Below are 25,179 nucleotides of genomic sequence, written 5' to 3'. Positions count from 1 at the left end.
ATATTAAGATAGACTACTTTTACTAGCTTTTTGATTATTTTTTAATAGGCTTGATAAGAAAATTTGTTCTTGCCTATTTATAACTTCACTTTTTAAAAGTTCACCTAATATAGCACTTTCACTTCTTTCTAATTTTGAAGCTATAAGCTTAATATTTGTATCTTTTTTAAATAAACTCTTTACTTTTACTCTATCTTCTAAACTCCATTTTAGACCACTTTTTTTAGCTTTTCCCTGTTGTAAGTTTTTTTCTTCTTTAAGTTTTTGAACCTCATCATAATCCATTTTTGAAATTGCTTTTTTCTCATCGCCTTTTTCAAAACTATCTTTTGCTTCATCAATTTTAGTGTCAATTAGTTTTTCTAACTTTGAACTCATAAGATAGTGAAAATTTTCACTGTCTTTTACAAGACTCTTTTTTGCTCTTGTAAGTGCTACATAAAAAAGATTGAATTCATCAATTAACTCTTGATTTGATAATTTTTCTAACTCTTTTTTAAACTGTTTTAAACTATCACATCCCAAATCAAAAATTAGCTCAGCAAAGTTTGGGAAATCATCTGCAACAATTACACTATCCCACTCTAAACCTTTTGCAGTATGAGCTGTAGTTAAAAAAAGTATTTCTTCAACCCTACTTTCAAAATTGTTCATTTTTCTATTTTGCCATGCTTTATAAAACTTTATAGCTATCTCTTTAAACTCAAAAATTCGCTCACCATACTCTTTTACTACTTTAATTGCTGTTCTTAACTCAAAATCATCAACTTCTTTTGCATAAGAAGCTAACTCTTCTTCATCTTTGAACCCTTTTAAAAATTGGTTTCTTCTAATTTGGTCACTTTCGTTATTTAGTAAATAATATACTTCAATACTAAGATTAAATATCTCTTCTGGATTTCTAACAGTTACAAAAGGATTTCTTTGTTCAATTCTTTTTGAAATAATAGAAATAAGTTGGGCATTTGTTCTTGATACATAGCCATGACTTTTTATCTCTTTAGTCTTTGAACTTGGATTTAAGTGAGATTGAATATTTACTTTTTCATTTTTAAAGTTTTGTAAAAGAGTATTTGCATAAGAAGCAATCTCTTCGTTGAACCTAAAACTTTGAGATAAAAAAAGCTCTTTATCACAAGAGATTTTATCAAGGGCATTTTTACTTCCCCTAAAAGAGTAAATCTGTTGATGTCTATCTCCTACATATACTTTAACCTTAGAACTAATTGCTTCAAAGATACCTAAAGTTACTTCATTTGTATCTTGTGCTTCATCAAGCATCACAATATCATACTCAAATTGAGGGATTTGCTCTTTTGATATAAGAAGATAGTAATACTTTAAATAAAAACTATGAGTAGGTTTTAAAACACCAATTAGCATTTGGTCAAACATCTTTTTTGCAGTTTTATGTTCTGTGTCATCTTTTGAGATTTCATCTTGAGTATTATTACAAAAGTTTTCAAATATTCTTAGTGCACTAACTGCTTGTGTGTATGGTATTTCAAACTCATTTGCGATATCAATAGCACGATAATTTACAAGTGAGTTTAAATCTATTTGTGTATATTTTTTAATTGCAGAGTATGCAAGTCCATGGGTTGTTTTTACATTTGTATTATTTGGAAAAATCGAGCTTGCTTCATTTTTGATTGCACTATTAAATGCTAAGTATAAAATTCTTTTATCATTATACTCATTTGCAACTTCTTTTAAAGTAGTTGTTTTACCCGTACCTGCAAAAGCATTTATCTTTATATTTTTGTTTCTACTAACTGCTTTTATAATATCTTTTTGTTCTTTAGTTAAATTCATAAAGCAATGGTATCTAAATATTTAAAGGAGTAAATAAAGTATTACATTTTGCAATTTTGCAAAAATGCATTTAAAGAGTTTGCAAACTTCTGTGCATCTTTTTGAGTAAAGGCACTTGGTCCTTTTGTTATTTCACCACTATCACGTATCTCTTGCATTAGATTTCTAACTGCTAGACACTCTTTTATATTGTCTTGCGTATATTCTAAACCTCTATGGTCTATTGCATGGGCTTGTTTTTCTATAGTCCTAGAAGCTAAGGGAATATCAGCAGTAATAACTAAATCACCTTCTTGTAAAAGCTCAACAATTTTATTATCAGCTTCATCAGCTCCTTGGTCTACTACCATATAAGTGATATTTGAAGATTTACCAATATTGATTTTTTTGTTTGCTATTACAAGAGTTTTTAAACCTAGTCTTTCAATTGCTCTTAAAAGAATAGGTTTTAAAAGATTAGGAAAAGCATCACCATCTACATACAATGTCATTATAAAATCTCTTTTACTCTTCCTACTTGTCCATCTTCTAACTGAACTTTTATTCCATGTGGGTGATATGAAGAGTTAGTTAAAAGTTTTTTTACTACACCTTGTGTAAGTTTATTTGTTCTTTGATCTTTTTTCAAAACAATATTAACTTTTAATCCAATGTTAATATCATCCCTTTCTTTTGGATCTCTTATCATCTATTTATCTTCATAAGCTAAAGCTTTTTTAGCCTCATCTAAATGATAAAAGAAAAATGCTTTAAATGCAAAAGTCACTTTAGTCTTCTTCTCAACACTTGTATCTAAAATAGGAAAAGTAAAAGTTTCTCCTGTCTCTTTTGATTCAAAAGTTACTGTAGTTGGTTTTAAAGTTTTAATCATATTCATTACAACTTTGTACTCTTTTGGATTGATTCCATCTAGCATATCCCCTAGTTTTTCTTCTCTTCTAATTGAGTCAAAAAGCGTTGTAAAAGTATCTTTAAATAAAGATTTACTTAATGAAATTCTTGCTTTACTTGTATGAAAAGCTCCTGTTTTATTTAATAAAGGGTTTGGTTTGATATCTCTTATTTCTTCTAATGTTTTTAAAAAGAAGTTTTTCCCACCTAAAGTTTCACAATATTCTTTAAACTGAGAACTTAATTCTTCTTTTGTTTTAGTATCTAATTTATTAAAATCCATGATTGTCCTATGTTATATATTAGCGTAAGTATATCTAAAATTCTTAGCAATTAATTTACTAATTGATTTTTTCTAAAGAGTTTTCTTTTAATCTATAAATTGTAGGAGCAAGACTTTCAATAAATGATTTGTGATGAGAAACTATAATCATTGACTTTTTAATACTGTTTAAGATGTTTACTATTTTCTTTTCGGCTTCTTCATCTAAGGCATTTGTTGGTTCATCAAGTAATAAAATTTTTGGTTTAGTAATTAAAATGCTAGCCAAAGCCACTATTTTTTGTTCTCCTCCACTTAAATCATAAATATTTCTATTTTCTAAATGCACAATTTCTAACTCTTTTAAAATTTTAATTGCTTTTGCATAAGCTTCATCTTTTTTTATTCCTTTAGCTCTTAGATTAAACATTACATCTTCTATAACTGTAGGACAAAGAAAAAGATCATTTACATCTTGGGGTAAATATCCAATATCAGACCTATATTTTTTAAAATCTTTTAGCTTGTTCATTTTTTCATGGAATAAAAATACTTCACCTTCTTTTGGTTTTACAAGACCTGCAACAATTTTTAAAAAAGAACTCTTTCCACTTCCATTTGAACCAATAATTGCAATTTTCTCTTCATGGGATACATTTAAAATTATATTTTCAAAAAGAACTCTTTCATTTACCTCATAGGATACATTTTTTACATTTATTGAGCAACTCATACAATAAACCTTTTTACATAAATAAGTGTGATTAGAAATATTAGTATTAAATCATAAAAAGAGATTTTAATAGTATTTATAAGATATATTCTACCATGAAAACCTCTTAGGCTAAAAGTTTGTTCTAAAGCATATGCTTTTCTTATTGATTTAACAAAAATATGTCCAAATAAGTTTCCATATGTTTCATAAGCAAAAAGTGAAGAATTAGCCCTAAAACCTCTTGCTTTTAAAGTCTGCCTTATCGTTTTTAATTCATCACTTAAAACTTGTATCATTTTTAGAGTAAAGTATATTGAACTAACTACTGTTTTAGGGAACTTCAAGTCATTTAAAGCTCTTACTATATCATAACCACTTGATCTGAAAAATATTGCTATATTAAAGATAATAATCATATTTGTTCGTAAATATACATTTAAGGCTTCATCTAAAGAAGTTTGAAAAAGTAAAACTACAAAAATCATCACAATAAATACATTAAGTAAAATCACTCTTTTAAAAATTTGAAAAAAGTTTTTATACTCACAAAATAGTACATAAAGTAAAGGAAGGAAATAAAGAAACTCAACATTTGAGAAACTAATAAAAAGAGAATAAAAAATTGCAGCTATAAAACTAGCCGTAGGAGAAAGATTTATCACTTTTTTACTCTTTTTAAACCTAAGAAAATTAAAATAATTAATCCTATTGCAATAATAGAGGATAAAATTGAGCTTTCGCTTTTTATTTCTGCTTTTTTCTCTTTGTCATTTTTTAAAGCATCATTAATTTTTTCTTTTGCCAAGTGTCCACCTAATGCTTCAACTTTTACATATGATACTTTCTCATAATCTTTTAAAAAGTATTCACCCTTTTCATCAGTTTCTAAAGTTTTTAATAATATCTGCTTTGAATCAAAAAGTTCTATTTTACAGTTTTTACATGGAGCACCTGAATTAAAATAAGAATAAATATAAAGTTTATCCTCTTCATAATCTAAAAAAAGATTCAATTTATGTGCAAATAAATTCAAACATAAAAAACATACTAAAAAAGCTACTCTCAAACTTTTGCCTCGTCTAATAAATCAGGAATTGATTTTTTTAAATAATTAATTAAAAACAGTGTTATTAATCCTTCTATAAACATAGCAGGAATATTTGCTAAAAATACTGTATATGAAGCATATAAATACTCTTCTTTTGATAAAGCTAATATCAATGCTAACAGTAAAGTAGCTAGAAAAACTGCTAAGAATCCTATCATAAAATATTTTAGTTTTTCTGGAAAGATATTTAACAATTGCATTTTAGAAGCCAAATATAGTAAATAAGCAGGTAAAGACATAATTATTAAGTTGGCACCTAAAGAACTAATTCCACCATATCCTAAAAGTGTTGCTTGTAAAAGAAGTGCTATAAAAATAGCCAAGAAAACTTGAGCTCCTAAAACTATACCTATTACTCCAATAAGAATTAAATGTATTTGAACAAAACCTAATGGAATATGAACAAATGAAGCTATGAAAAATAGTGCAGACATTGCTGATACTATAGCTATATTTTTGTTTTTTAAATCCTTAAAAGAAAAAGCTAAAAGTCCAACAGAAATAATTGCAGTTCCTATAGCTACTTCGCTTGTTAAAATTCCATCAGATATATGCATAATTAGTAAGCCTTAATCCAAATTAATGCACCATTTTCAATAGGATACATTTTCCCTTTGTACTCTTTTTGCCCTTCTTCTATAAGTGCAGCAAATCCCCACCACCCTTTGTGATTCATTACAAAAGAGAAATTACCATTTTCATCTGTTTTAACAACTTGTGTAATATGAGTATCACTTGGTGCTTTTAATCCAAACTCATTATATAGTTCAACTTCTACTTCTACATTACTAGCAGGCTTTCCATCATGTAAAACTTTACCTGTAAAAATGTTACCTGCATATAAAGAAAAAGGTTTAGTCATAGGTATGATTTCATACTTTAACCCAAGTGGTTCATCCCAACCATCTTCCATTCCATATGCTGAAATTATTGATTTTGGTACATGATATATATATTTTCCTTCATCTGGTTCAAAGTATGGCTCTGGTTGCACAAAAAACTTATAAACACCAGGTCTTCTTATCTTATATGTAGTTTCCCATGCCTTATGTTCAAACTTTTTAACTTCTTTTAAAGGCAATTCTTCTTTTTTGTTTCCTAAATAAATACCTTTAGGTTTTTCCATTGTCATACCAGTTTGTTCAAAAGGATGAATAAACATAGCATCAAGTTTTATTGTTGATTGTTTTTTTGAATTAACATTATCCGTAGATGGTATAAATGTCAAAAAGTGTGCATTTACAATTGTTGTAGTAATAATTGCTAAAGTTGAAATGATTTTTTTCATGATTTGCCTTTCTATTATTTTAGAAATTATATTTACAAGGCAGTTATAGAAGAATAAAATTTATGAATTGTTATGTATTTTATGAACTAATTATTGTAACTTGCAATTGCTACAATCAAAGCTTGTAAGCCTAATACTATCCATAGAATTTTATTTGAGTTTTGGTCAAACCATTTATTAAATTTTTGAAAGGGTGTCATAAGAGTTATTTTATAAAAGTAGCACTTAAAGTGCTACTTCTTTATAATATAAATAATGCTAAAAGAACAAGTGCTGCTAAATAGATAGCTCCAAAGATTGCACCTAACATCCACCATTTTGCTTGAGAGATATAGCCTGCTCCATACCAAATAGGCGATGGTCCTGTTGCATATGGTGTTAAAATACCCATTAAACCTAAAGATCCAACTAATAAAAGAGCTAATGAAGGAACCATATCAGCAGGAATAAGGTTTACTCCAATTCCTAAAAATAGTGGTAATAAAGCTACAACGTGAGCCGTAACACTAGCAAATAAATAGTGGAATAAGAAGAATAATACAACAAGTACCAATACTACTATTGAAGGAGTTAAGCCTTGAAGCCAAGTAGAAATTAATCCTGCTGCCCAATCTAAATAACCTACTTTTTTAAGCCCTCCTGCCATAGCAACTAAAGTTGCAAACCAAATAAATACATTGATTGCACCTTTATTTGAAATAACATCATCCCAAGTAATAACATTTGTTAAAACAAGTAAACATAATACAGAAATAGCTGCAACTGTACTATTTACTCCTACTTGTTTACCAAAAATCCATAATACTAAAGCTAACATACCAAGTCCTAACATAATAAGTTCTTTTTTAGTAATAGAACCCATTTTTTTCAACTCTTCAGTTGCCCAAGCTGGAGCTTCGGGAGAATGTTTTTGTTCTGGTGGATAAATTAAATAAGCTAAATATGGTACTAATAAAAACAGTGGAATCATAATAATTGCTAATGTTGAAAACCATTGTCCCCAAGAGATAACTATGTTAGCATTTTTTTCAACTAAAGAAACTGCAAGTAAATTTGGTGCAAGTGCGGTTAAAAACATAGAACTTGTAACACAAGTAGCTGCAATTGCAACCCAAGAGATATAAGCACCTAATTTTCTTGGTTCATTATCAGGAGTTGAATTAAACATTTGTGGAATATTAATTGCAATAGGGAAAATAGTACCTGCACTTCTTGCCGTGTTTGAAGGCATAAATGGAGATAAAATACCATCTGCAAAAGCAACTGCATACCCTAATCCTAAAGAAGTTTTTCCTAGTTTTTTTACTAATAATAAGGCTATTCTTTTACCAAGCCCAGATTTTTTATATCCAAGGGCAAACATAAATGCAGCAAAAATAAGCCAGATAACACCATTAGAAAAACCACTTAAAGCCCAATCTCTACTTGCCTTTGCACTATCACTTACTAATCCAAAAGTTGCACTAAATGCAACACCTACTAATCCAATCATTGCTGCTGGAATTGGTTCTAAAATCAATCCTACGATTACACCAATAAATACTGCAAAGAAATAATGAGCATTTGTTGTTAAACCTTCTGGAGTTGGTAAAATAGCAATAAAAATTGCAACAATAATGGGTAAAACCATTTTCATCTTATTAGATAACATAATTAACTCCTTCTTATTTATATTATGAAATATATTTATAATTATTGCAGTTTTTTTCTTTTATTATATTTAATTTTAATATTGATATTAAGGTATATTGTTAAGTTATTTTATAGTCTTGTAATTTTTAGTACAGGAGTAGATCCTATACTATTATTTAGAATCAATGCTATTGTAAAGTTTCTGTATTCAATTTAAAAAGGAAAAACTATGATTATTGAAATAAAACTAGGAAAACCTGTAGAGGCAGTTGGAGATTGTGCAATATTCTACTATGAAACTGAATATGAGTATTTTATTGATGAAATAAAAAAATACAAATGTCCATTTAGGTTAGCAATGTATCTTGATGAAGCAATGGAACAATTTGATGATATCAAAGAGCTTATCAGATTAGAGCCTAGTCAAAAAATTGACTTACTTATTGATTTATTAGCTGAATCAGAACGAATAATTAAAAATCCTACTTTATTTGCATTTTTAGATAAGTACTTAGAGTAAACTAATTATTTAGACAAGTATGGATATGAAATTGAAGAATCAAATTTAACAGAACAAAGTGCTAGAGGTAATGATATGGAAGTTGATAGTTATTTGTATAAAAACTAGTATTTATGTATCTATTATTCGAACTTATGACAAAAATAATTGTTATATTCATTTATAAGCTCTGTAAAATTGTTTTTGTCTTCAGGAATATCGACCACTTTGCCACCTCTTCCATAAGCTGGAATTTTTAATCTGTTAAAAAACAAGCTATCATATTTGATTGCTATCGTTCTGAAAAAGTTATATTCTTTTTTTCTATTATTCTTAGCCGATAGTAAAATACCAGTCATAACAGCTTCTTTAAAATGTTCTCCCAGTTTTCCAATGCCTAATTCAACACATTTTTTACAATATTCTAATGCTTCTTTTGGTTTATTATCAAAAATAAAGTAACGAGTTTTTAAAAAACATATATATTGATTTGTATCATCCTCTTTAAATTCACTTTCTAACTTCTTGAAAATCTCATGGCATTCTGTTTTGTCATCCAGAGTTTTCTCTTTTTTCATATCTAAATGTTCAACGTACAGTTTAGTCAGTAACTTACTACTAGCTGATTGTGTAAGTTGTTCAATATTGTCTTTTTGTGAATTCATTTGATTCCATAAATCAACATATTCATTTTGATGTTTAGTTTTATTAAAATATAATACAGGAAGATTTGTTTCAATATATTTCATACAATCTGTTTCAGATAAATTGTAAAATAACCTATTTCTCTCAAGTACTTTTTTTATCAATTTATAGGGAGTAATATAATCTCTTTTTACAACTTTTCGAAGCCATATAAAATAATCATCAAAATAATGGTTAAGATTTATTATATTAGGATTAATATGATTTAAAAGCTCAGTATAAATTCTATATTCAGTTTCTTGAATATCAAATGATGTTGATGAAACTGAATAAAACTCTAATAAGCAAAAATAGTGTTCTACAAGAAGTTCTATTTCCTTATAATTAAAATTATTTTCAAGTTCTTTATTAATAAATTGAAAAAGCTTTGAAAAAAGTGATAGGTTATGTAAATTAAGGTGTGTTGCTTTGTTACAATATTTTAAATATTGAACTATTTTTTGAAGGTGTTCTTTCTTAGGAATAGTTTGTTCTTCTAAATCAAGCCAACTGTTTATTAACTTTCTTACAGTATCATAGCCTTTGTCATAGTCTTCATCTTTTTCGTACGTACCTATTAAATATTTTTTTATATCTTGCTGACAGATGTTTCTTTCTGCCCAAACTAAAAATTTTTGAAAAGACTTTTTTACTTCATCTGGTTTTATTTGTCTTAATATAATTAAATGCTTGCCAAACACATATGAACTGAATAGAGCAAGAAATGGAATAACGATGTCCTTTGCTAATAAAAAGTCTAATTGTTTTTGTGAGGTATGGTAAGATTCAACATATTGAGTAAAACATTTATAAACTTCAATAAAGTTTTCTAGCAAGTATTTAAAATGTTCTTTAGAATTATCTTGAAACTCTATTGATTCTAGAATATTATTTACTAAATTATCGAAAACATCAGTATTCTTTTCTACTTTTTGAGATTCATTTTTTATATATCTTTCAATAGTTTTTCTATCGAGTTTTACATCTATTGCTTTTAAATACCAATCAAAAACCTCTTCAATACTTCTAATTTTTCCATCCATAAAAAGTTGTCCAGCCTAATTCCTATCTTAAATTAACATATTGTGACACAATTTCAATTAAATTTTTAAGGAGGAAGATATGACAAACAATAACCATAAAGGAAATTAAGCAAATTCAAATAAAGATACTAACGCACACATAGTGTTTATTCAAAAGTACATAGAAATAGGAGATCTCAATTGAATCCTAATAACCCAAAAGGTTCAAAAGGAAAATAATGGTTTCTAAATCTAATTTAACTGAAAAAGAGTTAATATCATATGTAAATTCAATTGGTTATAAGTTTGAAAGATTAAACAAGGGTAATCACAGAGTCTATAAGCAAGAAAATAAAAAGATATTAATTATTCCAGTGGATAAGAAGAAGTTAGTAAAGTTAGGTTTACTCTATAGCATATTAAAGAATATCAACGTTTCAAAAATAGAGTTTATCAACTATATCAATTAAATATAAAAGGAAAAAGAATGTCTAGAGACTATAATGATTTATGGAGTGATATAAATAATCCAAACAATGATGCAGATATGGATGATTGGGCTGATGCTCATAATGACAACAATGATGCCTATGATGATTATAATCATGATGAAGATGAAGATTAATATAACTTTTTAGTTATCTTAACAGAGGAGTTTATCCAACCAATCTGCATACCACTGAATAAGCTCCCTCTTCTCTTCAAAGTACTTAAACTTTGATTCTCTATTATATTAAACTTTTTCTTTATGAGATAAACAAGCTTCTATACTATCAGAATGAAAACCATGTTCTTTATAAAAATTATGCGCAGTAGTAGAGAACATACTTCTAAAGCCATGCACAATATGCCTATTTTAATATCCAAGTCTTACTAATGTATTACTTAGAGTTACACCTGAGACACCTCTATTACTTTTTTGAGGAGAAGAAAATACAGATTTCCTTTTAGTCTTAAATATGATTTTATCTCTTTTATAAGTTAGAGAAGGGGGGGGAAGGAAAAGACACAAATTCTATATTCAATTTTATGTACATTTAATTCTTTTATTTCTTAAACTCATTAAATTCAACTATAGCTCTTAAAAATAGAATTAAAGTCATTAAACTTATTAATAAACATAAAAAATTTATATACCAAAATATATAAGCATTATTTTCTTTATTATTACTAGATGACGAAAAATTTCTTTCTTCAAAGAATTCTACTATTGTTAGAGGAGAAAAAAGATTAATAATAATTTCATTCGTTTCTAAATAATCTTGATATATTTTTTCTGCTTCTTTTTTTTTCTTTACACTCACCAAATAATCAATTTTATTTTTTTGCATATCAATACTTTTATCCAGCCCATAACCCAATAAAGCAAATAAAGTAGTTATAAATACAAAAATAAATGAATAATAAATTTTCCACATATCAATAATTATTTTTCTATCATCTTCATTTGCACGATAAGAATAATAAAAAAGAGAAATTAAACTAAATAAACATATTAAAATAAAAGAAAACACTACTAAAATTTTTGAAGGAAAAAATAATAATAAAAAAGAAAAAACTATTACACAAATAATAGCAAACTTTATTATATCTATAATCCTTCTTTTCTTATCAAGCTTATTTATACCCAATTTTTTGCCTTTTTCTAATTTAAAATAATATTATATTACACCTTTAATAAATTAATTTAGAGTGGGAAGAGAATAAAGGATATTAACATACGAGTTCATTTTATAGCATTTTTAAGTTGCGTATAATCTAGGGAGTTTAACGGTTCTTGCCATTTTATTACGGTACTCACTTTTTAATATTTCTTCAGTACCGTACATAGTACCGTTAAAAAACTGTGAATAATATAAAAAGAATCGAAAATTAATGGAAAGATTTGGATTAAAGTAAGCCCATATTATAAGAGTTTATGGGCTTTTTTTGGAAATATTATTATGCGTTTGGAAGTAGTTTTACAGGTACGATTTGGAACTCTTCCATATTCCATACGCCATTTTGTACGTATGGCTCATTTGAAAGCCATTCATTGATTTCATCATCATTTTCAAAATCAACATATAAAGTTGAACCTACCATTTGATCTTCTTCAATTAAAGCACCAGCTTTAATTACTTTCCCCTCAGCCATTAATTTTTTTGTACCTTCAATATGAGCATCTCTTACTTCAAGTCTTTTTTCTAATGCACCTTCATTATCATATGCTATTACTAAGTATTGCATTTGGACTCCTTCTTTTTTAAAAGTATATCATTTTATGATTACTAAATGATTAAAGTAGTAACCCTGCATATAGTCACACTCTAGTTTTTTTGCCAATTGATAATCATATTTTGTTTCTATACCTTCAATAATAGACTTCTGCCCATTTCTACTGATAGTTTTTAATAATCCTTCTAAATAGTAAATATAGTTTTTATTTGAAGCTATTTGTCTTAAAAAGGATTTATCAATTTTAATATATTTACTTTGTCCCATTAAAAAGAAAGAAAACATTGATCCGTCTTGTCCAAAATCATCTAGTGCAGAGTCAATATCTTTATTTTTTAGCCATTGACTAAATTGTCTTATTATTTCTGCACTCTTTTCATCATCACTTCCATTTTCAGTTATTTCTACTACTACATCTTTTTTATGTGGACTTAAAAAATTCTCCCAATACTCTTTTTGCTCAATTGTATTAACAATATCAGCATCAAAGTTTAGAAATAATTTTTTATCCATATCAAAACATTCAACTTGTAACTCTTTATTTCTTCTTTCAAGTTCAAAGAAAAGCATATTATTATGATGCAGTTTTCTAAATATTTCCTCTGTACTAATTACATCTTGTTTAATTTCAAATTTTGAAAGTGCTTCATATGCGTAGATAGAATCATCTATGGAAGAGATTATTGGTTCGTACTTTGTTTTATATTTTGCATTTTTTATAAGGTATTTAAATTCTTGTGTATTCATGGATAAAATAATATCCATATTATTCTTAAATTTAATTAATAGTGATTATCAATTTTAAAAAATAAAATAATTTGTAGCAAATAAAAAAGTAATTGGATAAATTATTACATTTGCATATCTAAATAATAAACCTACTTTAATATTAGGCATAATATTTTCTAAAGGTGTATCACTATTGATTCTTGACATAATATTTAGTTTAAATGCGATATCTAAAAACTTTATACCTACAATACTTAACATCCAAAATGAGTTATTTTGTAAATATATTACTAAAAAAATTGAATAAATAAAACTAAAGTTTAATAAGAAAAATAAGAAAATGTTGTATCTATATACTTTATAGTTATTAAGTAAGATTCCATGTATAGAATCTGATTTTTGCCAGTTTGTTTCAAAAAGTTCAATGGCTACAAAAATGAAAAAAAGTGAAAGTATATCCATCTTTATATACCATTAGGGCAAAAGCCCTATTTGGTTTACTCAGCTTCTTCTTCAGTTGAAGCGAATTTGATCTTTTGATCTTTGTATAGACCAGTTCCTACAGGAATTGTTCTACCAATTACAACGTTTTCTTTTAAGTCTTCTAACATATCCATTTTTGCACTAATTGCAGCTTCTGTTAATACCTTAGTAGTCTCTTGGAACGATGCAGCAGAGATAATAGAGTCTGATGTTACAGCAGCTCTTGTAATACCAAGTAATAATGGTTCAGCAATTGCTGGTTTACCACCAAGCTTGATAATTTTCTCATTTTCAATTTTGAATCTCTTTTTAGATACCATATCTCCAATGATGAATTTAGTATCCCCACCATCTAAAATAGATACCTGTCTTAACATTTGAGATAAAATAACCTCAATATGTTTATCAGCAATATTTACCCCTTGAGATCTATATACTTGTTGTACTTCAGATACAATAAAGTAATGTAATGCTTTTTCACCTAAAATTCTTAATACATCATGAGGAGAAACTTGACCATCAGTTAATGCTTCACCAGCGTGAACAAATTCACCTTCATGTACTAAAATTTGCTTAGATTTTTCAACTAAGTACTCTGCTTTGTTACCATTTTCATCAGTAACAATAACTCTTTGTTTATTTCTAAGCGGCTTACCAAATGAAACAATACCATCAAAAGATGCTAATACAGCAATTGCTTTTGGTCTTCTTGCTTCAAATAATTCAGATACTCTTGGAAGACCTCCAGTAATATCTTTTGATTTTTGAGTTGCTTTTGGTGTTTTACCAATGATATCTGCAACTTCTACTTTTTGACCTTCACTTACAAATAATGAAGTTTTAGGCTCTAAAGAGTATCTTAATAACTCTTTGTTTTCAGTAGTTAATACAACTGTTGGTTTATAACCAGCAGGAATATATTCGTTAACAACAAGTTTAGATGTACCTGTTAATTCATCAAATTGCTCTGCAACTGTAACACCTGGAATAACATCTTCGAATGAAATCTTACCTTTTTCTTCTGCAATAGAAGGATTTGAATATGGATCCCACTCAGCAATTACAACTTGCTCTGCACTTGCTGGGTTTGCAATAACTGAATCTTTTTCTACTTCTGAGTTATCATCTAATTCAACAACAGAACCTCTTGCAACATAGTGTCTTAAAGCTTCTCTGTCTTCACCATCAACGATAACAGCAAATAGACCTTTTTCATTTACAGCTTCACCAGCTTTAATGTCATGTCTTCTTTCTAAATAATCACCTTTAAGTTTATAGTATTTAACTATTCCTTTAGACCCAGAGATAATAGTAGATGTAATTGGTGCTCCATCTTGAACTTTTAATTCAGCGGCAAATGGAATTCTGTTTGGAACATTCCATCCATCTTTAATCATTTCAACGATAGATTCATTTTCTTCTACTTCATGTCCATCTCTATATGGTAAATATAATTTACCTTCAATTTTACCAGAAACACCTGCAAGCTCATTTGGCTTAGCAACGTCATTCTTTCTTAAATAGTATTTTTTCTCTTCTTTACCATTTGTAATTGTTAAGATAGTCTCTTCATGAATAGTTTCAACTGAAACCTTACCTTTAAATGGTGCATTAATTTTAGGTTCAACTAATAAAATACCCGCATTTCTTCTATTTGAAACAATTTGCTTACCATTTTTGTCTGTATAAGTTCTGATATTGTAGTATCTAATGAAACCTTCTTTATCAGCTCTTAACTCTCTTTCTGTTTGAGTTGCAGACGCAGTACCACCAACGTGGAATGTTCTAAGTGTAAGCTGAGTTCCTGGCTCACCAATTGATTGAGCAGCAACAACACCAACTGCTTCACCTGGAGTAGCTTTTCTTTGCTCACCTAAGTTTAGACCATAACATTTAGAACATAAACCATGCTCAACTTTACAAGTTAATGGAGTTCTAATAACTACAGATTTAACTTCAGCTTCAGCAACAACTTTTGCATCATCTTCAGAAATTAATGAACCTTCTGCAAATAAAATCTCATTTGAAATTGGATCAATAATATCTTCTGCAATTACTCTACCTGTAATTCTTTCTTCTAAAGACTCAATAAGTTCATTACCTGAAGAGATATCTGTTATTTCGATACCTTCGTGAGTACCACAATCTTCAATTGTAATTCTAACATTTTGAGAAACGTCAATCAGCTTTCTTGTTAAGTAACCAGCATTTGCTGTTTTAAGTGCTGTATCCGCAAGACCTTTTCTTGCACCGTGAGTAGAAATAAAGTACTCAAGTACGTTTAGACCTTCTTTAAAGTTTGAAATAATTGGTGTTTCAATAATAGTACCATCAGGTTTAGCCATAAGACCCCTCATACCTGATAACTGTCTAATCTGAGCAGCAGAACCCCTAGCCCCTGAATCGGCCATCATATAAATAGAGTTGAACCCATCTTTGTCACTTTGTACTAAATTCATCATTTCAGAACCAAGTTTATTGTTAACTTCAGTCCAAATATCAATAATTTTATTATATCTTTCTTGCTCAGTTAATAAACCTTGTGCAAACTGTTTTTGAACTTCAATAACTTCTTTTTTAGATTTAGTGATATGCTCTTCTTTAGTTTCAGGAACTCTAATATCATCAATTGATACTGAAATACCAGCATCAGTTGCATATCTAAAACCTAAGTTTTTAAGGTTATCTAAAAATCTTGGAGTTACTTTATATCCACCATATTTGTAAATATAATCAACAAGTGCACCAATATCTTTTTTCTTTAAAATTTTATTCCATAATTCAACAGGAACAAAATCAGGTAAAATTTCATGAACAATTAATCTACCAATAGTTGTATGAATAACTTTATCGTTAATTTTTGTTCTAATTTTCGCATGTAAATCAACTTGACCCATTTCTAAAGCAATAGTTGCTTCATTTACATCTGTAAATAGTTTATGTTCACCTTTTACACCATCTTTTTCTAATGATAGGTAATAAATACCTAAAATCATATCTTGTGATGGTACAGCAATAGCTCTACCAGATGCTGGTAAAAGAATGTTCATCGAAGACATCATAAGAATTTTTGCTTCCGCAATTGCTTCTTGTGATAAAGGAACGTGAACAGCCATTTGGTCACCATCGAAGTCGGCATTAAATGCAGAACATACTAATGGGTGTAACTGAATTGCTTTCCCATCAATTAATGTTGGGTGAAATGCTTGAATAGAAAGTTTGTGAAGTGTTGGTGCTCTATTCAGTAATACTGGATATTCATCAACAATTTCATTTAAACATTCCCATACTTCATTTGCTTCTGATTCAATTAATCTTTTTGCAGATTTTAAAGTAGTTGCATAACCTTTTTCTTCTAATTTAGCCATTAAGTGTGGTTTAAATAACTCTAAAGCCATTTTCTTAGGAATACCACATTGGTCCATATTTAAAGAAGGCCCAACAACAATTACAGATCTACCTGAGAAGTCAACCCTTTTACCAAGTAAGTTCTGTCTAAATCTACCTTGTTTACCTTTAATAATTTCAGATAAAGATTTAAGAGGTCTTTTATTAGCACCTTTTACTGCATTTGCAGTTTTACCATTATCAAATAATGCATCTACTGCTTCTTGAAGCATTCTTTTTTCATTTCTGATAATAATTTCTGGTGCATCAAGTTCTGTTAATCTTTTTAGTCTGTTATTTCTGTTAATAACTCTTCTGTAAAGGTCATTTACGTCTGAAACTGCAAACTTACCACCATCTAATGATACAAGTGGTCTTAAATCAGGTGGAAGAACTGGAAGTTGAGTTAACATCATCCATTCAGGTCTATTTCCAGAGTTAATAAAGTTTTCAACAACTTTAAGTCTTTTAACAATAGTTTTTCTCTTAGCTTCAGATTTAGTAGCTGCCATATCAGCTTTTAATACAGTTAATAACTCAATTAAATCTAAATTTTCTAATAAATCTCTAATTACATCTCCACCCATGTTTGCTTCAAAACCTGTGTGATCAAATAAATCAGAAATTGTTCTATATTGTTCTTCATTTAAGATATCATATTTATTAACTTTTTTAGTCTTTTCATTATCATAATATGCTTCACCTGGTTCAGATACAATATATGCTTCGTAGTATAATACTCTTTCTAAATCTTTTAATTTAACACCAAGTAATGTACCTATTCTTGTTGGAAGTGAAGATACCATCCAGATATGAGCAACAGGAGATACTAAATCAATATGACCCATTCTGTGTCTTCTAACTTTTGATGATGTTACTTCAACACCACATTTTTCACATACAACACCTTTGTATCTCATCTTTTTATATTTACCACAAAGACATTCGTAATCTTTTACAGGTCCGAAAATCTTTGCACAAAAAAGACCATCTCTTTCAGGTTTTAATGTTCTATAGTTAATAGTTTCTGGTTTTTTAACCTCACCAGAAGACCAAGAAAGAATTTTTTCTGGACTAGCTAATCTTAATTGAAAAGCAGAAAAATCTTGTGGTCTTTCTAGTTCTTTTATTTCAATAGGTTCTAATACTCTTTCATTATTACTCATTATCTTCCACCTCGTCAAAAATATCAACATCTAAACCTAAAGCTTTAAGCTCTTTAGTTAATACGAAGAATGTTTCAGGAACACCTGATCTTGGAACATTTTCACCGTTTGCAATAGCTCTATAAGCTCTTGTTCTACCTTCAACGTCATCCGACTTAGTCGTTAACATTTCTTTAAGAACACTTGTAGCTCCATATGCTTCAAGAGCCCAAACTTCCATTTCCCCGAATCTTTGTCCACCAAATAGTGCTTTACCACCAACTGGTTGTTGTGTAACAAGTGAGTAAGGTCCAGTAGATCTTGCGTGAACTTTTTCATCAACTAAGTGGTGAAGTTTTAGCATATACATGTAACCTACGTTTACTCTCTCTTTCATTTTATCACCAGTCTTACCATCATATAATGTAGACTTACCATCAGTATCAATTTTTGCTAATTCAAATAGTTTTTCAAATTCATCAACTTGAACACCATCGAATACTTGAGTAGCAAATCTTACACCTTTTGCCCAGTCTTGACCATATTTAATAAGCTCTTCATCAGATAAAGAATCCATAAACTCTTTACCATTCATAAGCTTAGCAACTGAAGCAATTTCAGTCATTTTTTCTCTTAGTTCTTTTACAAACTCATCTCTTTTTGCTTCAAAAATTTCTTGAATTTGATTACCAATTTTTTTACCAACTAAACCTAAGTGAACTTCCATAATCTGACCAATATTCATCCTTGAAGGTACCCCTAGTGGGTTAAGAATAACGTCAACTGTAGTTCCATCTTCTAAGTATGGCATATCAACTTGAGGAACGATGTTAGAAACGATACCTTTGTTACCGTGTCTTCCTGCCATTTTATCCCCAACTTTAATTTTTCTTTTTGTAGCTACATAAACTTTAACTTGTTTAATTACACCACTTGGTAAAATATCATCATGTTCTAATACTTGAAGTTTCTCTTCATGATCTTCTCTTAAAGTAGATTTTTCTTTAATGAAGTGATCTTTAATACTATTATATTTTGCTTCAATCTCTTTAGAATAAGAAGCAACAACTTTTTTCATAGCAAATCTATTTACACTTGCTAATACATCAACAGGGATATTATCACCTTTTTTGTATGTTTTACCGTCTAATTCTAACTCTTTTTCTAATGGTGATTTAGATAATAAATCATTAATTTTAAGAATCTCTTCTCTATCAAGCATTAATAATTTATCATGGTGTTTAATATCTAATTCACTTTTTTCAGCTTCAATTTCTGCAACTGCTCTTTCGTCTTTTTCGTATCCTTTTTTAGTGAATACTTTAACGTCAACAACTACACCTTCCATTGAAGTTGGACAATATAATGATTTATTAATTACGTGTCCTGCTTTTTCACCAAAGATAGCTCTTAATAGTCTTTCTTCAGGAGTTGGTTTAATTTCACCTTTTGGAGTAACTTTACCAACTAAAATCATTCCTGCTTTAACATAAGTACCAACTTTAACGATACCTGAGTTATCAAGATGAGTAATAGACTCTTCTTTTACCCCTGGTAAATCTCTTGTAATCTCTTCATTACCATGTTTAAGTTCTCTACACTCTACATCTTTTTCATAAATATGAACAGAAGTAAATGCATCTTCTTTAATTAATCTTTGAGAAAGAACAATCGCATCTTCATAGTTATATCCATTCCAAGGCATGAATGCAACCATAGCATTAACACCAACCGCAAGTTCACCATTATCCATAGATGGACCATCAGCAATAACTTGACCTTTTTCAATGAAATCACCCTCTTTAATAGCAGTTCTTTGTCCAAAAGATGTATTATTATTTGTTCTAACGTTTTTATTAACTTCATAATGGTCAATAAATGCACCATTTTCATCTTCACCTGAGATGTAAATATTTTTAGAATCTGCTTTTTCAATAACACCAGCTCTTCTAGCTTTAATAGCTTCCCAAGAGTCTCTTGCTACTGTTTTTTCTAAACCAGTTCCTACAACAGGAGCATTAGGTCTTAATAATGGAACAGCTTGTCTCATCATATTTGATCCCATTAGGGCTCTGTTGGCATCATCATGCTCTAAGAATGGAATTAAAGATGCAGCAACACCCATAACCATTTGTGAAGAGATATCAATTAAGTTAACTTTTGCTCTTTCAACTAATAAAATTTCACCATCTTGTCTAGCTTCAATTAAGTTTTCTGAAATCTTTCCATTATCATCAATTTTTGTTGAACCTGGAGCAATAATCATTCCCTCTTCTTGAGTAGCAGTTACATAGATAATCTCATCTGTTACAACACCATCAACAACTTTTTTATATGGAGCTTCAATAAATCCTAATTCATTTACTTTTGCAAATGTAGATAAAGTATTGATAAGACCAATATTTTGTCCCTCTGGAGTTTCAACTGGACAGATTCTACCATAGTGAGTTGGGTGAACGTCCCTTACTTCAAATCCAGCTCTCTCTTTTACTAAACCACCTTCACCAAGTGCAGAAAGTCTTCTTTTGTGAGTAACTTCAGATAATGGGTTAGTTTGATCCATAAATTGTGATAACTGACCAGATGTAAAGAACTCAGTAATTGTTGAAGTAATCATTTTAGAGTTAACTAAATCATGTGGCATAATATCTTCTAATGTACCAGATAATGTAGTCATTTTATCTCTAATAGCTTTTTGCATTTTAATTAGCCCAGAGTGTAACTCATTTGCTAATAATTCACCAATAGCTCTAATTCTTCTGTTACCTAAGTGATCTCTATCATCAATGTGACCGTGACCAGCTTTTACTTTTACAAGGTATTGTACTGTTTTAATAATATCTTCATAAGTTAATACAGTTACGTACTCAGGAACATCTACACCTAACTTGTGGTTCATTTTCATTCTACCAACTTTAGTTAAGTCATATCTTTCTGGGTCAAAGAATAGTTTTCTAACAAACTCTTTTGCAGCTTCTTTAGTTACAGGCTCACCTGGTCTCATAACTTTATAAATTCTAATTGCTGATAAATCATTTTCATCATCAATTTGTTCAGTTTGTTTTAATAGTTTTAAAGACTCTGCATCAGCTTTAAATGCATTGATAATAGAATCATCAACACCAGTTGCTAAATCATTTGCAATATCAAAATTATCAAAACCAAGGTCAAGTAACTTTTTAAGTTTTAACTCATCTAATGTAGTTAAAGCGTCAAATAATACTTCTCCTGATTCTGGATCAAAGATTGTATTAGCTGTAGATCTATCCATTAATAAATCAACTGGATATTCTACTAATTTAAGACCACCATCAACTAAAGCTTTTGCTTTTCTAGCTGTAAGTCTTTTACCAGCAGCAATAACTAAGTTACCTTTGTCATCTTTAATATCAAACTCAACTCTTCCTGTGAAGTCATCAGGATTAAATTCTGTTAAGAATTTATTGTTTTTAATTTTGATATTTAATACTGGGTAGAATAATTTAACAATATCTTCTTTTGAGTAACCAAGTGCTCTAAATAGAATTGTTACAGGAACTTTTCTTCTTTTATTAATTCTTACATATAATACATCTTTTGCATCATATTCAAAGTATAACCATGAACCTCTATCAGGGATAATTTGACCTGTATAAATTAATTTATTTCCAGCAGTGTTTGATTCTTCTTCTTTGAAGATAACACCTGGAGATCTATGTAATTGATTAACAACAACTCTTTCAACTCCATTTACGATGAAAGAAGTTCTGTCAGTCATTAGTGGAATTTCTCTGATGAATAAAGATTGTTCTTTCATATCTTTAACACCGATTTTTTCACCAGTCTTTTCGTCTAAATCCCATAAAGTTAATCTAATATTAATTTTTAAAGGTATAGAGTAAGTAAGCCCTCTAACCATAGATTCTCTAACATCATATTTAGGTTTACCAACTTCTGAACCTATATACTCTAATGTTATTCTATTTTGTGAATCATGGATTGGGAATACTGATTTGAAAACTTTTTCGACACCAGCTTCTGCTCGGTCATCTTTCCCTATCATTAGGAAGTTTTCATAACTATTTTGTTGTAATTGTAATAAATTTGGAATTTCAATTTGTTGAGGATTTTTTGCAAAATCAACTCTAAGTCTATTACCAGATTTTAAAGAGTTTAACATTGTCGACCTTATTAAAAATGTGGTTTACTTTTAGCTTTGTGTATAAAGCGCAAAAGCATCCTTAAAGGATAGGGTTAAAATTCCTTAAAATTCTAACCTTAACCTTCAAAGATGCTAATCTTATACAAGGCTTTTATAGCCTTGTATACAGGTAAAAAATTACTTTCTAGTAATTATTTTAATTCTACAGATGCTCCAGCACCTTCTAATTCAGCTTTTGCAGCTTCAGCGTCTTCTTTAGAAACACCTTCTTTAACGATTGCACCAGCTTCTTCAGCCATTGCTTTAGCTTCTTTTAATCCAAGACCAGTTAATGCTCTAATTACTTTAATAACATTAATTTTCTTAGCACCAGCGTCAGCTAATACTACGTTAAATTCAGTTTGCTCTTCAGCAGCTTCAGCAGCTCCACCAGCTACAGCACCAGCTACAGCTACAGGTTGTGCAGATACACCAAATTTTTCTTCGAATTCTTTAACTAATTCAGATAACTCTAATACAGATAAACCAGAGATATACTCTAATACGTCTTCTTTAGAAATTGCCATTTCTTTGTTCCTTATAATTTTCTTTTAATTTTTATTAATAGTTTGCTTTACAAACCAACAATTATTCACTCTACATAATAGTTATTGTCCTCGCTCATTGCGGGGTCAATTATGCAGCCTCTTCTTCTTTTTTCTTTCTAAGAGCATCAAGCCCGATTGTAAAGTTAGTAACTGGAGCCATCCATGTAGCTGCAAGCATACCAAGAAGTTCATCTCTAGATGGTAATTTAGCAAATGCATTAACAGTTGCAAGATCAGCAATTTGACCTTCAATAATACCAGACTTAATTTCGAACTTATCTTTATTTGCAGTAGCAAATTTATCAGCAACTTTACAAGCAGAGATTTGATCTTCAGACCATAAGAAAATATTAGTTCCATTTAATTCAATGTCACCTAACTCTGCATTTTTAACTGCGATAGTAACTAAAGAGTTTTTTGCAACTTGAACTTTTGTTCCATTTTCTTTAGCATCTTTTCTTAAAGATTCTAACTCTTTGTGAGAAAGTCCTTTGTAATCACATACAACGATTGCTTGAGACTCTTTAAATTCACCAGTTAAAAAATCAATAACTTCTGATTTTTGTGCTTTAGTCATTCTTGTTTTTTCCTCCCTTCAAAACATCGACTTCGGCGGGATTTACAAGGAACGAGGAAGTTCCTTACCAGCTGTCTTTAGTTTTATATCAGTGCTTTGAAATAACACTCAAACATAAGGATCAAAATCCTTATTATTGAATGTTATTAAATAAGGAAAAATCCTTATTTAATATCCATAATCTCTAATGTATCAAGTTTGATAGATGGAGACATAGTTAAAGATACAGCTGCAGTAGTAATATATTTACCTTTTGCTGATGCAGGTTTTGCTTTATTAATTGCTGCAACGAATGCTTCAATATTTTCTTTAATAGCTTCTTCAGAGAATGATACTTTACCAACAGCTGCTTGCATGTTACCTTTTTTATCAACTCTATATGCTACTTGACCACCTTTAGCATCATTAACTGCTTTAGTTACGTCCATAGTAACAGTTCCTGTTTTAGGATTTGGCATTAAACCTTTTGGTCCTAAAATTCTACCTAGTTTACCAACTAGTCCCATACAATCTGGAGTTGCAATTAAAACATCAAAGTTAATTTCTCCACCTTGTACAGTTTCTACTAAATCATCATTACCAACGATATCTGCACCTGCAGCTTTTGCTTCGTCTACTTTAGCACCTTTTGCAAATACTGCTACTCTAACAGTTTTACCAGTACCATTTGGAAGTACAACAGCACCTCTGATCATTTGGTCAGCATGTCTTGGGTCAACATTTAAGTTAAGCGCAACTTCTACTGACTCATCAAATTTAGCAGATTTTAATTCTTTTACTAAAGAACAACCTTCTGCTAATGAATAATTTCTATTTTCAATTTTTTCAGATAATGCTTTAAATCTTTTTGAAACTTTTTTTGCCATTTTTTTCTCCGCAATTTTTATATTTTTTTGCTACCGCTATTTAAAGCCAGTGGTCAGGCTTGTTTTGTTGAATTATAATTCAACTTCAATACCCATTGATCTTGCTGAACCTGCAACAATTTTTGAAGCTTGTTCTTTATCATCAGTATTTAAATCTGCAATTTTCATATCAACGATTTCAAGTACTTGATCTTTCGTTAATTTTCCAATTTTATTTTTTAATGGATTATCAGAACCTTTTTTGATTCCAGAAACCTTTTTAATTAAATCTGTCATTGGTGGTTGTTTTGTAACAAACGTGAAACTTTTATCAGAATATACAGTGATTTCTACAGGAATTGTAAATCCACCTTTATCTTTTGTTTTTTCATTGAATGCTTTACAAAATTCCATAATATTAATACCTCTTTGACCTAATGCAGGACCAACAGGAGGTGATGGATTTGCAGCACCAGCTGGTATTTGAAGTTTAAGTAAACCTTCTACTTTTTTAGCCATCGTAATTCCTTTTTAAATTTTGTTTTTAATGTGATTTAGGCATTAGGGAATAAAACTCTAAAGGAAGCGAAGTTTTATTGCCTAATGCCTAAAATAAGAGAGTTAAATTACTCTCTCTACTTGTGTATATGTAATCTCTACTGGAGTATTTCTTCCAAAAATAGAAACATTTAATTTTAACATTCCAGATGCCATATCAAAATCTTCAACAATACCATTGAAGTTTGCAAATGGTCCTTCATTTATTCTTACAGTTTCACCTTCATCAAATGAAACTTTTGGTTTAGCCGCAGCTCTATTTTGTACTTTATCTAAAATAGCATCAATATCTTTTTTTGATAATGGAGTTGGTTTTTTTGATTCACCAATAAATCTTCCAACCTTTGGCATAGATTGAATTCTGTGCCATAATGCAGTATCTAAATCAATTTTAGCAAAAGCATATGCTGGATATAAAGGTCTTTCAACTATTGTTTTCTTACCTTTTTTTACTTCAATTAAATCTTCTGTTGGAACTAATACTTCTGAGATTCTTTCATCTGCCATTTCTTCTGAAAGTCTTTCAAGTGCTCTTTTAACTGCTAATTCACTACCTGAGTGAGTTTGTATTGCATACCATTGTTGTGCCATTGA

Annotated in this window: 25 protein-coding genes; 3 read left to right on the top strand and 22 right to left on the bottom strand. The window is 29.3% G+C overall.

Features of this window, described 5'->3' with window-relative positions; genetic code table 11:
* Nucleotides 1–3 precede the first annotated feature (3 nt).
* From CRV01_RS03115 to CRV01_RS03070, 10 genes are all read right to left on the bottom strand, one after another.
* Nucleotides 4–1,815 (bottom strand): UvrD-helicase domain-containing protein, encoded by a 1,812-nt coding sequence (locus CRV01_RS03115; RefSeq protein ID WP_129006789.1) that lies wholly within the window; start codon nucleotides 1,813–1,815, stop codon nucleotides 4–6.
* Nucleotides 1,816–1,856: 41 nt separating this feature from the next.
* Nucleotides 1,857–2,306, bottom strand: a complete 450-nt coding sequence (locus tag CRV01_RS03110; protein ID WP_258238300.1) for a YaiI/YqxD family protein — start codon at nucleotides 2,304–2,306, stop codon at nucleotides 1,857–1,859.
* Complete coding sequence (locus CRV01_RS03105; protein WP_129006787.1) at nucleotides 2,306–2,503, bottom strand: YwbE family protein; 198 nt, start codon at nucleotides 2,501–2,503, stop codon at nucleotides 2,306–2,308. Before CRV01_RS03105 ends, CRV01_RS03110 begins: the two co-directional genes overlap by 1 nt.
* Nucleotides 2,504–2,989: a hypothetical protein gene (locus CRV01_RS03100; protein WP_129006786.1), complete on the bottom strand. Its 486-nt coding sequence runs from the start codon at nucleotides 2,987–2,989 to the stop codon at nucleotides 2,504–2,506.
* A gap of 58 nt (nucleotides 2,990–3,047) precedes the next feature.
* Nucleotides 3,048–3,701 (bottom strand): energy-coupling factor ABC transporter ATP-binding protein, encoded by a 654-nt coding sequence (locus tag CRV01_RS03095; protein ID WP_129006785.1) that lies wholly within the window; start codon nucleotides 3,699–3,701, stop codon nucleotides 3,048–3,050.
* Nucleotides 3,698–4,345, bottom strand: a complete 648-nt coding sequence (locus tag CRV01_RS03090) for an energy-coupling factor transporter transmembrane protein EcfT (protein WP_164970007.1) — start codon at nucleotides 4,343–4,345, stop codon at nucleotides 3,698–3,700. The genes CRV01_RS03095 and CRV01_RS03090 overlap by 4 nt, the downstream gene beginning before the upstream one ends.
* On the bottom strand, nucleotides 4,342–4,716 hold the full coding sequence (locus CRV01_RS03085; protein ID WP_129006783.1) for a hypothetical protein: 375 nt from the start codon (nucleotides 4,714–4,716) through the stop codon (nucleotides 4,342–4,344). The genes CRV01_RS03090 and CRV01_RS03085 overlap by 4 nt, the downstream gene beginning before the upstream one ends.
* 29 nt (nucleotides 4,717–4,745) lie before the next feature.
* Nucleotides 4,746–5,348, bottom strand: a complete 603-nt coding sequence (gene cbiM / locus CRV01_RS03080) for a cobalt transporter CbiM (protein ID WP_129006782.1) — start codon at nucleotides 5,346–5,348, stop codon at nucleotides 4,746–4,748.
* 2 nt (nucleotides 5,349–5,350) lie between these two features.
* Complete coding sequence (locus CRV01_RS03075) at nucleotides 5,351–6,079, bottom strand: DUF4198 domain-containing protein (RefSeq protein ID WP_129006781.1); 729 nt, start codon at nucleotides 6,077–6,079, stop codon at nucleotides 5,351–5,353.
* 241 nt (nucleotides 6,080–6,320) lie between these two features.
* A complete protein-coding gene (locus CRV01_RS03070; protein ID WP_129006780.1) occupies nucleotides 6,321–7,730 on the bottom strand; it encodes a DASS family sodium-coupled anion symporter in 1,410 nt (469 codons plus the stop codon).
* 210 nt (nucleotides 7,731–7,940) lie between these two features.
* On the opposite strand from CRV01_RS03070, the gene CRV01_RS03065 reads away from it, so the two are divergent.
* Nucleotides 7,941–8,231, top strand: coding sequence for a hypothetical protein (locus CRV01_RS03065; protein ID WP_129006779.1), 291 nt, complete (start codon nucleotides 7,941–7,943; stop codon nucleotides 8,229–8,231).
* Between the two features lie 122 nt (nucleotides 8,232–8,353).
* On the opposite strand, the gene CRV01_RS03060 is transcribed toward CRV01_RS03065, so the two are convergent.
* Nucleotides 8,354–9,937, bottom strand: a complete 1,584-nt coding sequence (locus CRV01_RS03060; protein WP_129006778.1) for a hypothetical protein — start codon at nucleotides 9,935–9,937, stop codon at nucleotides 8,354–8,356.
* A gap of 218 nt (nucleotides 9,938–10,155) precedes the next feature.
* Between CRV01_RS03060 and CRV01_RS03055 the strand changes: the two genes are divergently transcribed.
* Nucleotides 10,156–10,386, top strand: coding sequence for a type II toxin-antitoxin system HicA family toxin (locus CRV01_RS03055; RefSeq protein ID WP_129006777.1), 231 nt, complete (start codon nucleotides 10,156–10,158; stop codon nucleotides 10,384–10,386).
* Between the two features lie 17 nt (nucleotides 10,387–10,403).
* Nucleotides 10,404–10,541: a hypothetical protein gene (locus tag CRV01_RS13625; RefSeq protein ID WP_164970005.1), complete on the top strand. Its 138-nt coding sequence runs from the start codon at nucleotides 10,404–10,406 to the stop codon at nucleotides 10,539–10,541.
* A 421-nt stretch (nucleotides 10,542–10,962) separates the two neighbouring features.
* Here the strand turns inward: CRV01_RS13625 and CRV01_RS03050 are convergent, their stop codons facing one another.
* The 11 genes from CRV01_RS03050 to nusG form a co-directional block, all read right to left on the bottom strand.
* Nucleotides 10,963–11,547, bottom strand: a complete 585-nt coding sequence (locus CRV01_RS03050; RefSeq protein ID WP_129006776.1) for a hypothetical protein — start codon at nucleotides 11,545–11,547, stop codon at nucleotides 10,963–10,965.
* Between the two features lie 310 nt (nucleotides 11,548–11,857).
* On the bottom strand, nucleotides 11,858–12,145 hold the full coding sequence (locus tag CRV01_RS03045; protein ID WP_129006775.1) for a YciI family protein: 288 nt from the start codon (nucleotides 12,143–12,145) through the stop codon (nucleotides 11,858–11,860).
* Between the two features lie 27 nt (nucleotides 12,146–12,172).
* Nucleotides 12,173–12,880: an EAL domain-containing protein gene (locus tag CRV01_RS03040; RefSeq protein WP_164970004.1), complete on the bottom strand. Its 708-nt coding sequence runs from the start codon at nucleotides 12,878–12,880 to the stop codon at nucleotides 12,173–12,175.
* A gap of 54 nt (nucleotides 12,881–12,934) precedes the next feature.
* The gene (locus tag CRV01_RS03035) at nucleotides 12,935–13,324 is read right to left on the bottom strand and encodes a hypothetical protein (protein ID WP_129006773.1); all 390 of its coding nucleotides are present in this window, start codon (nucleotides 13,322–13,324) and stop codon (nucleotides 12,935–12,937) included.
* A gap of 35 nt (nucleotides 13,325–13,359) precedes the next feature.
* Nucleotides 13,360–17,898 (bottom strand): DNA-directed RNA polymerase subunit beta', encoded by a 4,539-nt coding sequence (gene rpoC, locus CRV01_RS03030; RefSeq protein WP_129006772.1) that lies wholly within the window; start codon nucleotides 17,896–17,898, stop codon nucleotides 13,360–13,362.
* The gene (gene rpoB, locus CRV01_RS03025) at nucleotides 17,891–22,036 is read right to left on the bottom strand and encodes a DNA-directed RNA polymerase subunit beta (protein ID WP_129006771.1); all 4,146 of its coding nucleotides are present in this window, start codon (nucleotides 22,034–22,036) and stop codon (nucleotides 17,891–17,893) included. The genes rpoC and rpoB overlap by 8 nt, the downstream gene beginning before the upstream one ends.
* Nucleotides 22,037–22,209: 173 nt before the next feature.
* Nucleotides 22,210–22,584 carry a 50S ribosomal protein L7/L12 gene (rplL, locus tag CRV01_RS03020; protein ID WP_129006770.1) on the bottom strand — a complete coding sequence of 125 codons (375 nt, stop codon included), beginning with the start codon at nucleotides 22,582–22,584 and terminating at the stop codon, nucleotides 22,210–22,212.
* A gap of 109 nt (nucleotides 22,585–22,693) precedes the next feature.
* The gene (gene rplJ, locus CRV01_RS03015; RefSeq protein WP_129006769.1) at nucleotides 22,694–23,182 is read right to left on the bottom strand and encodes a 50S ribosomal protein L10; all 489 of its coding nucleotides are present in this window, start codon (nucleotides 23,180–23,182) and stop codon (nucleotides 22,694–22,696) included.
* A gap of 164 nt (nucleotides 23,183–23,346) precedes the next feature.
* Nucleotides 23,347–24,048: a 50S ribosomal protein L1 gene (rplA, locus tag CRV01_RS03010; RefSeq protein ID WP_129006768.1), complete on the bottom strand. Its 702-nt coding sequence runs from the start codon at nucleotides 24,046–24,048 to the stop codon at nucleotides 23,347–23,349.
* A 72-nt stretch (nucleotides 24,049–24,120) separates the two neighbouring features.
* The gene (gene rplK / locus CRV01_RS03005) at nucleotides 24,121–24,546 is read right to left on the bottom strand and encodes a 50S ribosomal protein L11 (RefSeq protein ID WP_129006767.1); all 426 of its coding nucleotides are present in this window, start codon (nucleotides 24,544–24,546) and stop codon (nucleotides 24,121–24,123) included.
* Between the two features lie 102 nt (nucleotides 24,547–24,648).
* Nucleotides 24,649–25,176, bottom strand: coding sequence for a transcription termination/antitermination protein NusG (nusG, locus tag CRV01_RS03000; RefSeq protein ID WP_129006766.1), 528 nt, complete (start codon nucleotides 25,174–25,176; stop codon nucleotides 24,649–24,651).
* Between the last annotated feature and the right edge of the window lie 3 nt (nucleotides 25,177–25,179).

Origin of the sequence: Arcobacter sp. CECT 8983 (assembly GCF_004118855.1) — a bacterium.
Lineage (GTDB): Bacteria > Campylobacterota > Campylobacteria > Campylobacterales > Arcobacteraceae > Halarcobacter.
The sequence above is the reverse complement of the archived record's forward strand: the minus strand, read 5'-3'. Positions and strand labels throughout refer to the sequence as shown.

Coding starts and splice junctions, on each gene's coding strand:
- CRV01_RS03115 (WP_129006789.1), bottom strand. CDS start 1,815: ATGAATTTAACTAAAGAACAAAAAGATATTATAAAAGCAGTTAGTAGA.
- CRV01_RS03110 (WP_258238300.1), bottom strand. CDS start 2,306: ATGACATTGTATGTAGATGGTGATGCTTTTCCTAATCTTTTAAAACCT.
- CRV01_RS03105 (WP_129006787.1), bottom strand. CDS start 2,503: ATGATAAGAGATCCAAAAGAAAGGGATGATATTAACATTGGATTAAAA.
- CRV01_RS03100 (WP_129006786.1), bottom strand. CDS start 2,989: ATGGATTTTAATAAATTAGATACTAAAACAAAAGAAGAATTAAGTTCT.
- CRV01_RS03095 (WP_129006785.1), bottom strand. CDS start 3,701: ATGAGTTGCTCAATAAATGTAAAAAATGTATCCTATGAGGTAAATGAA.
- cbiM (WP_129006782.1), bottom strand. CDS start 5,348: ATGCATATATCTGATGGAATTTTAACAAGCGAAGTAGCTATAGGAACT.
- CRV01_RS03075 (WP_129006781.1), bottom strand. CDS start 6,079: ATGAAAAAAATCATTTCAACTTTAGCAATTATTACTACAACAATTGTA.
- CRV01_RS03070 (WP_129006780.1), bottom strand. CDS start 7,730: ATGTTATCTAATAAGATGAAAATGGTTTTACCCATTATTGTTGCAATT.
- CRV01_RS03065 (WP_129006779.1), top strand. CDS start 7,941: ATGATTATTGAAATAAAACTAGGAAAACCTGTAGAGGCAGTTGGAGAT.
- CRV01_RS03060 (WP_129006778.1), bottom strand. CDS start 9,937: ATGGATGGAAAAATTAGAAGTATTGAAGAGGTTTTTGATTGGTATTTA.
- CRV01_RS03055 (WP_129006777.1), top strand. CDS start 10,156: ATGGTTTCTAAATCTAATTTAACTGAAAAAGAGTTAATATCATATGTA.
- CRV01_RS13625 (WP_164970005.1), top strand. CDS start 10,404: ATGTCTAGAGACTATAATGATTTATGGAGTGATATAAATAATCCAAAC.
- CRV01_RS03045 (WP_129006775.1), bottom strand. CDS start 12,145: ATGCAATACTTAGTAATAGCATATGATAATGAAGGTGCATTAGAAAAA.
- CRV01_RS03040 (WP_164970004.1), bottom strand. CDS start 12,880: ATGAATACACAAGAATTTAAATACCTTATAAAAAATGCAAAATATAAA.
- CRV01_RS03035 (WP_129006773.1), bottom strand. CDS start 13,324: ATGGATATACTTTCACTTTTTTTCATTTTTGTAGCCATTGAACTTTTT.
- rpoC (WP_129006772.1), bottom strand. CDS start 17,898: ATGAGTAATAATGAAAGAGTATTAGAACCTATTGAAATAAAAGAACTA.
- rpoB (WP_129006771.1), bottom strand. CDS start 22,036: ATGTTAAACTCTTTAAAATCTGGTAATAGACTTAGAGTTGATTTTGCA.
- rplL (WP_129006770.1), bottom strand. CDS start 22,584: ATGGCAATTTCTAAAGAAGACGTATTAGAGTATATCTCTGGTTTATCT.
- rplJ (WP_129006769.1), bottom strand. CDS start 23,182: ATGACTAAAGCACAAAAATCAGAAGTTATTGATTTTTTAACTGGTGAA.
- rplA (WP_129006768.1), bottom strand. CDS start 24,048: ATGGCAAAAAAAGTTTCAAAAAGATTTAAAGCATTATCTGAAAAAATT.
- rplK (WP_129006767.1), bottom strand. CDS start 24,546: ATGGCTAAAAAAGTAGAAGGTTTACTTAAACTTCAAATACCAGCTGGT.
- nusG (WP_129006766.1), bottom strand. CDS start 25,176: ATGGCACAACAATGGTATGCAATACAAACTCACTCAGGTAGTGAATTA.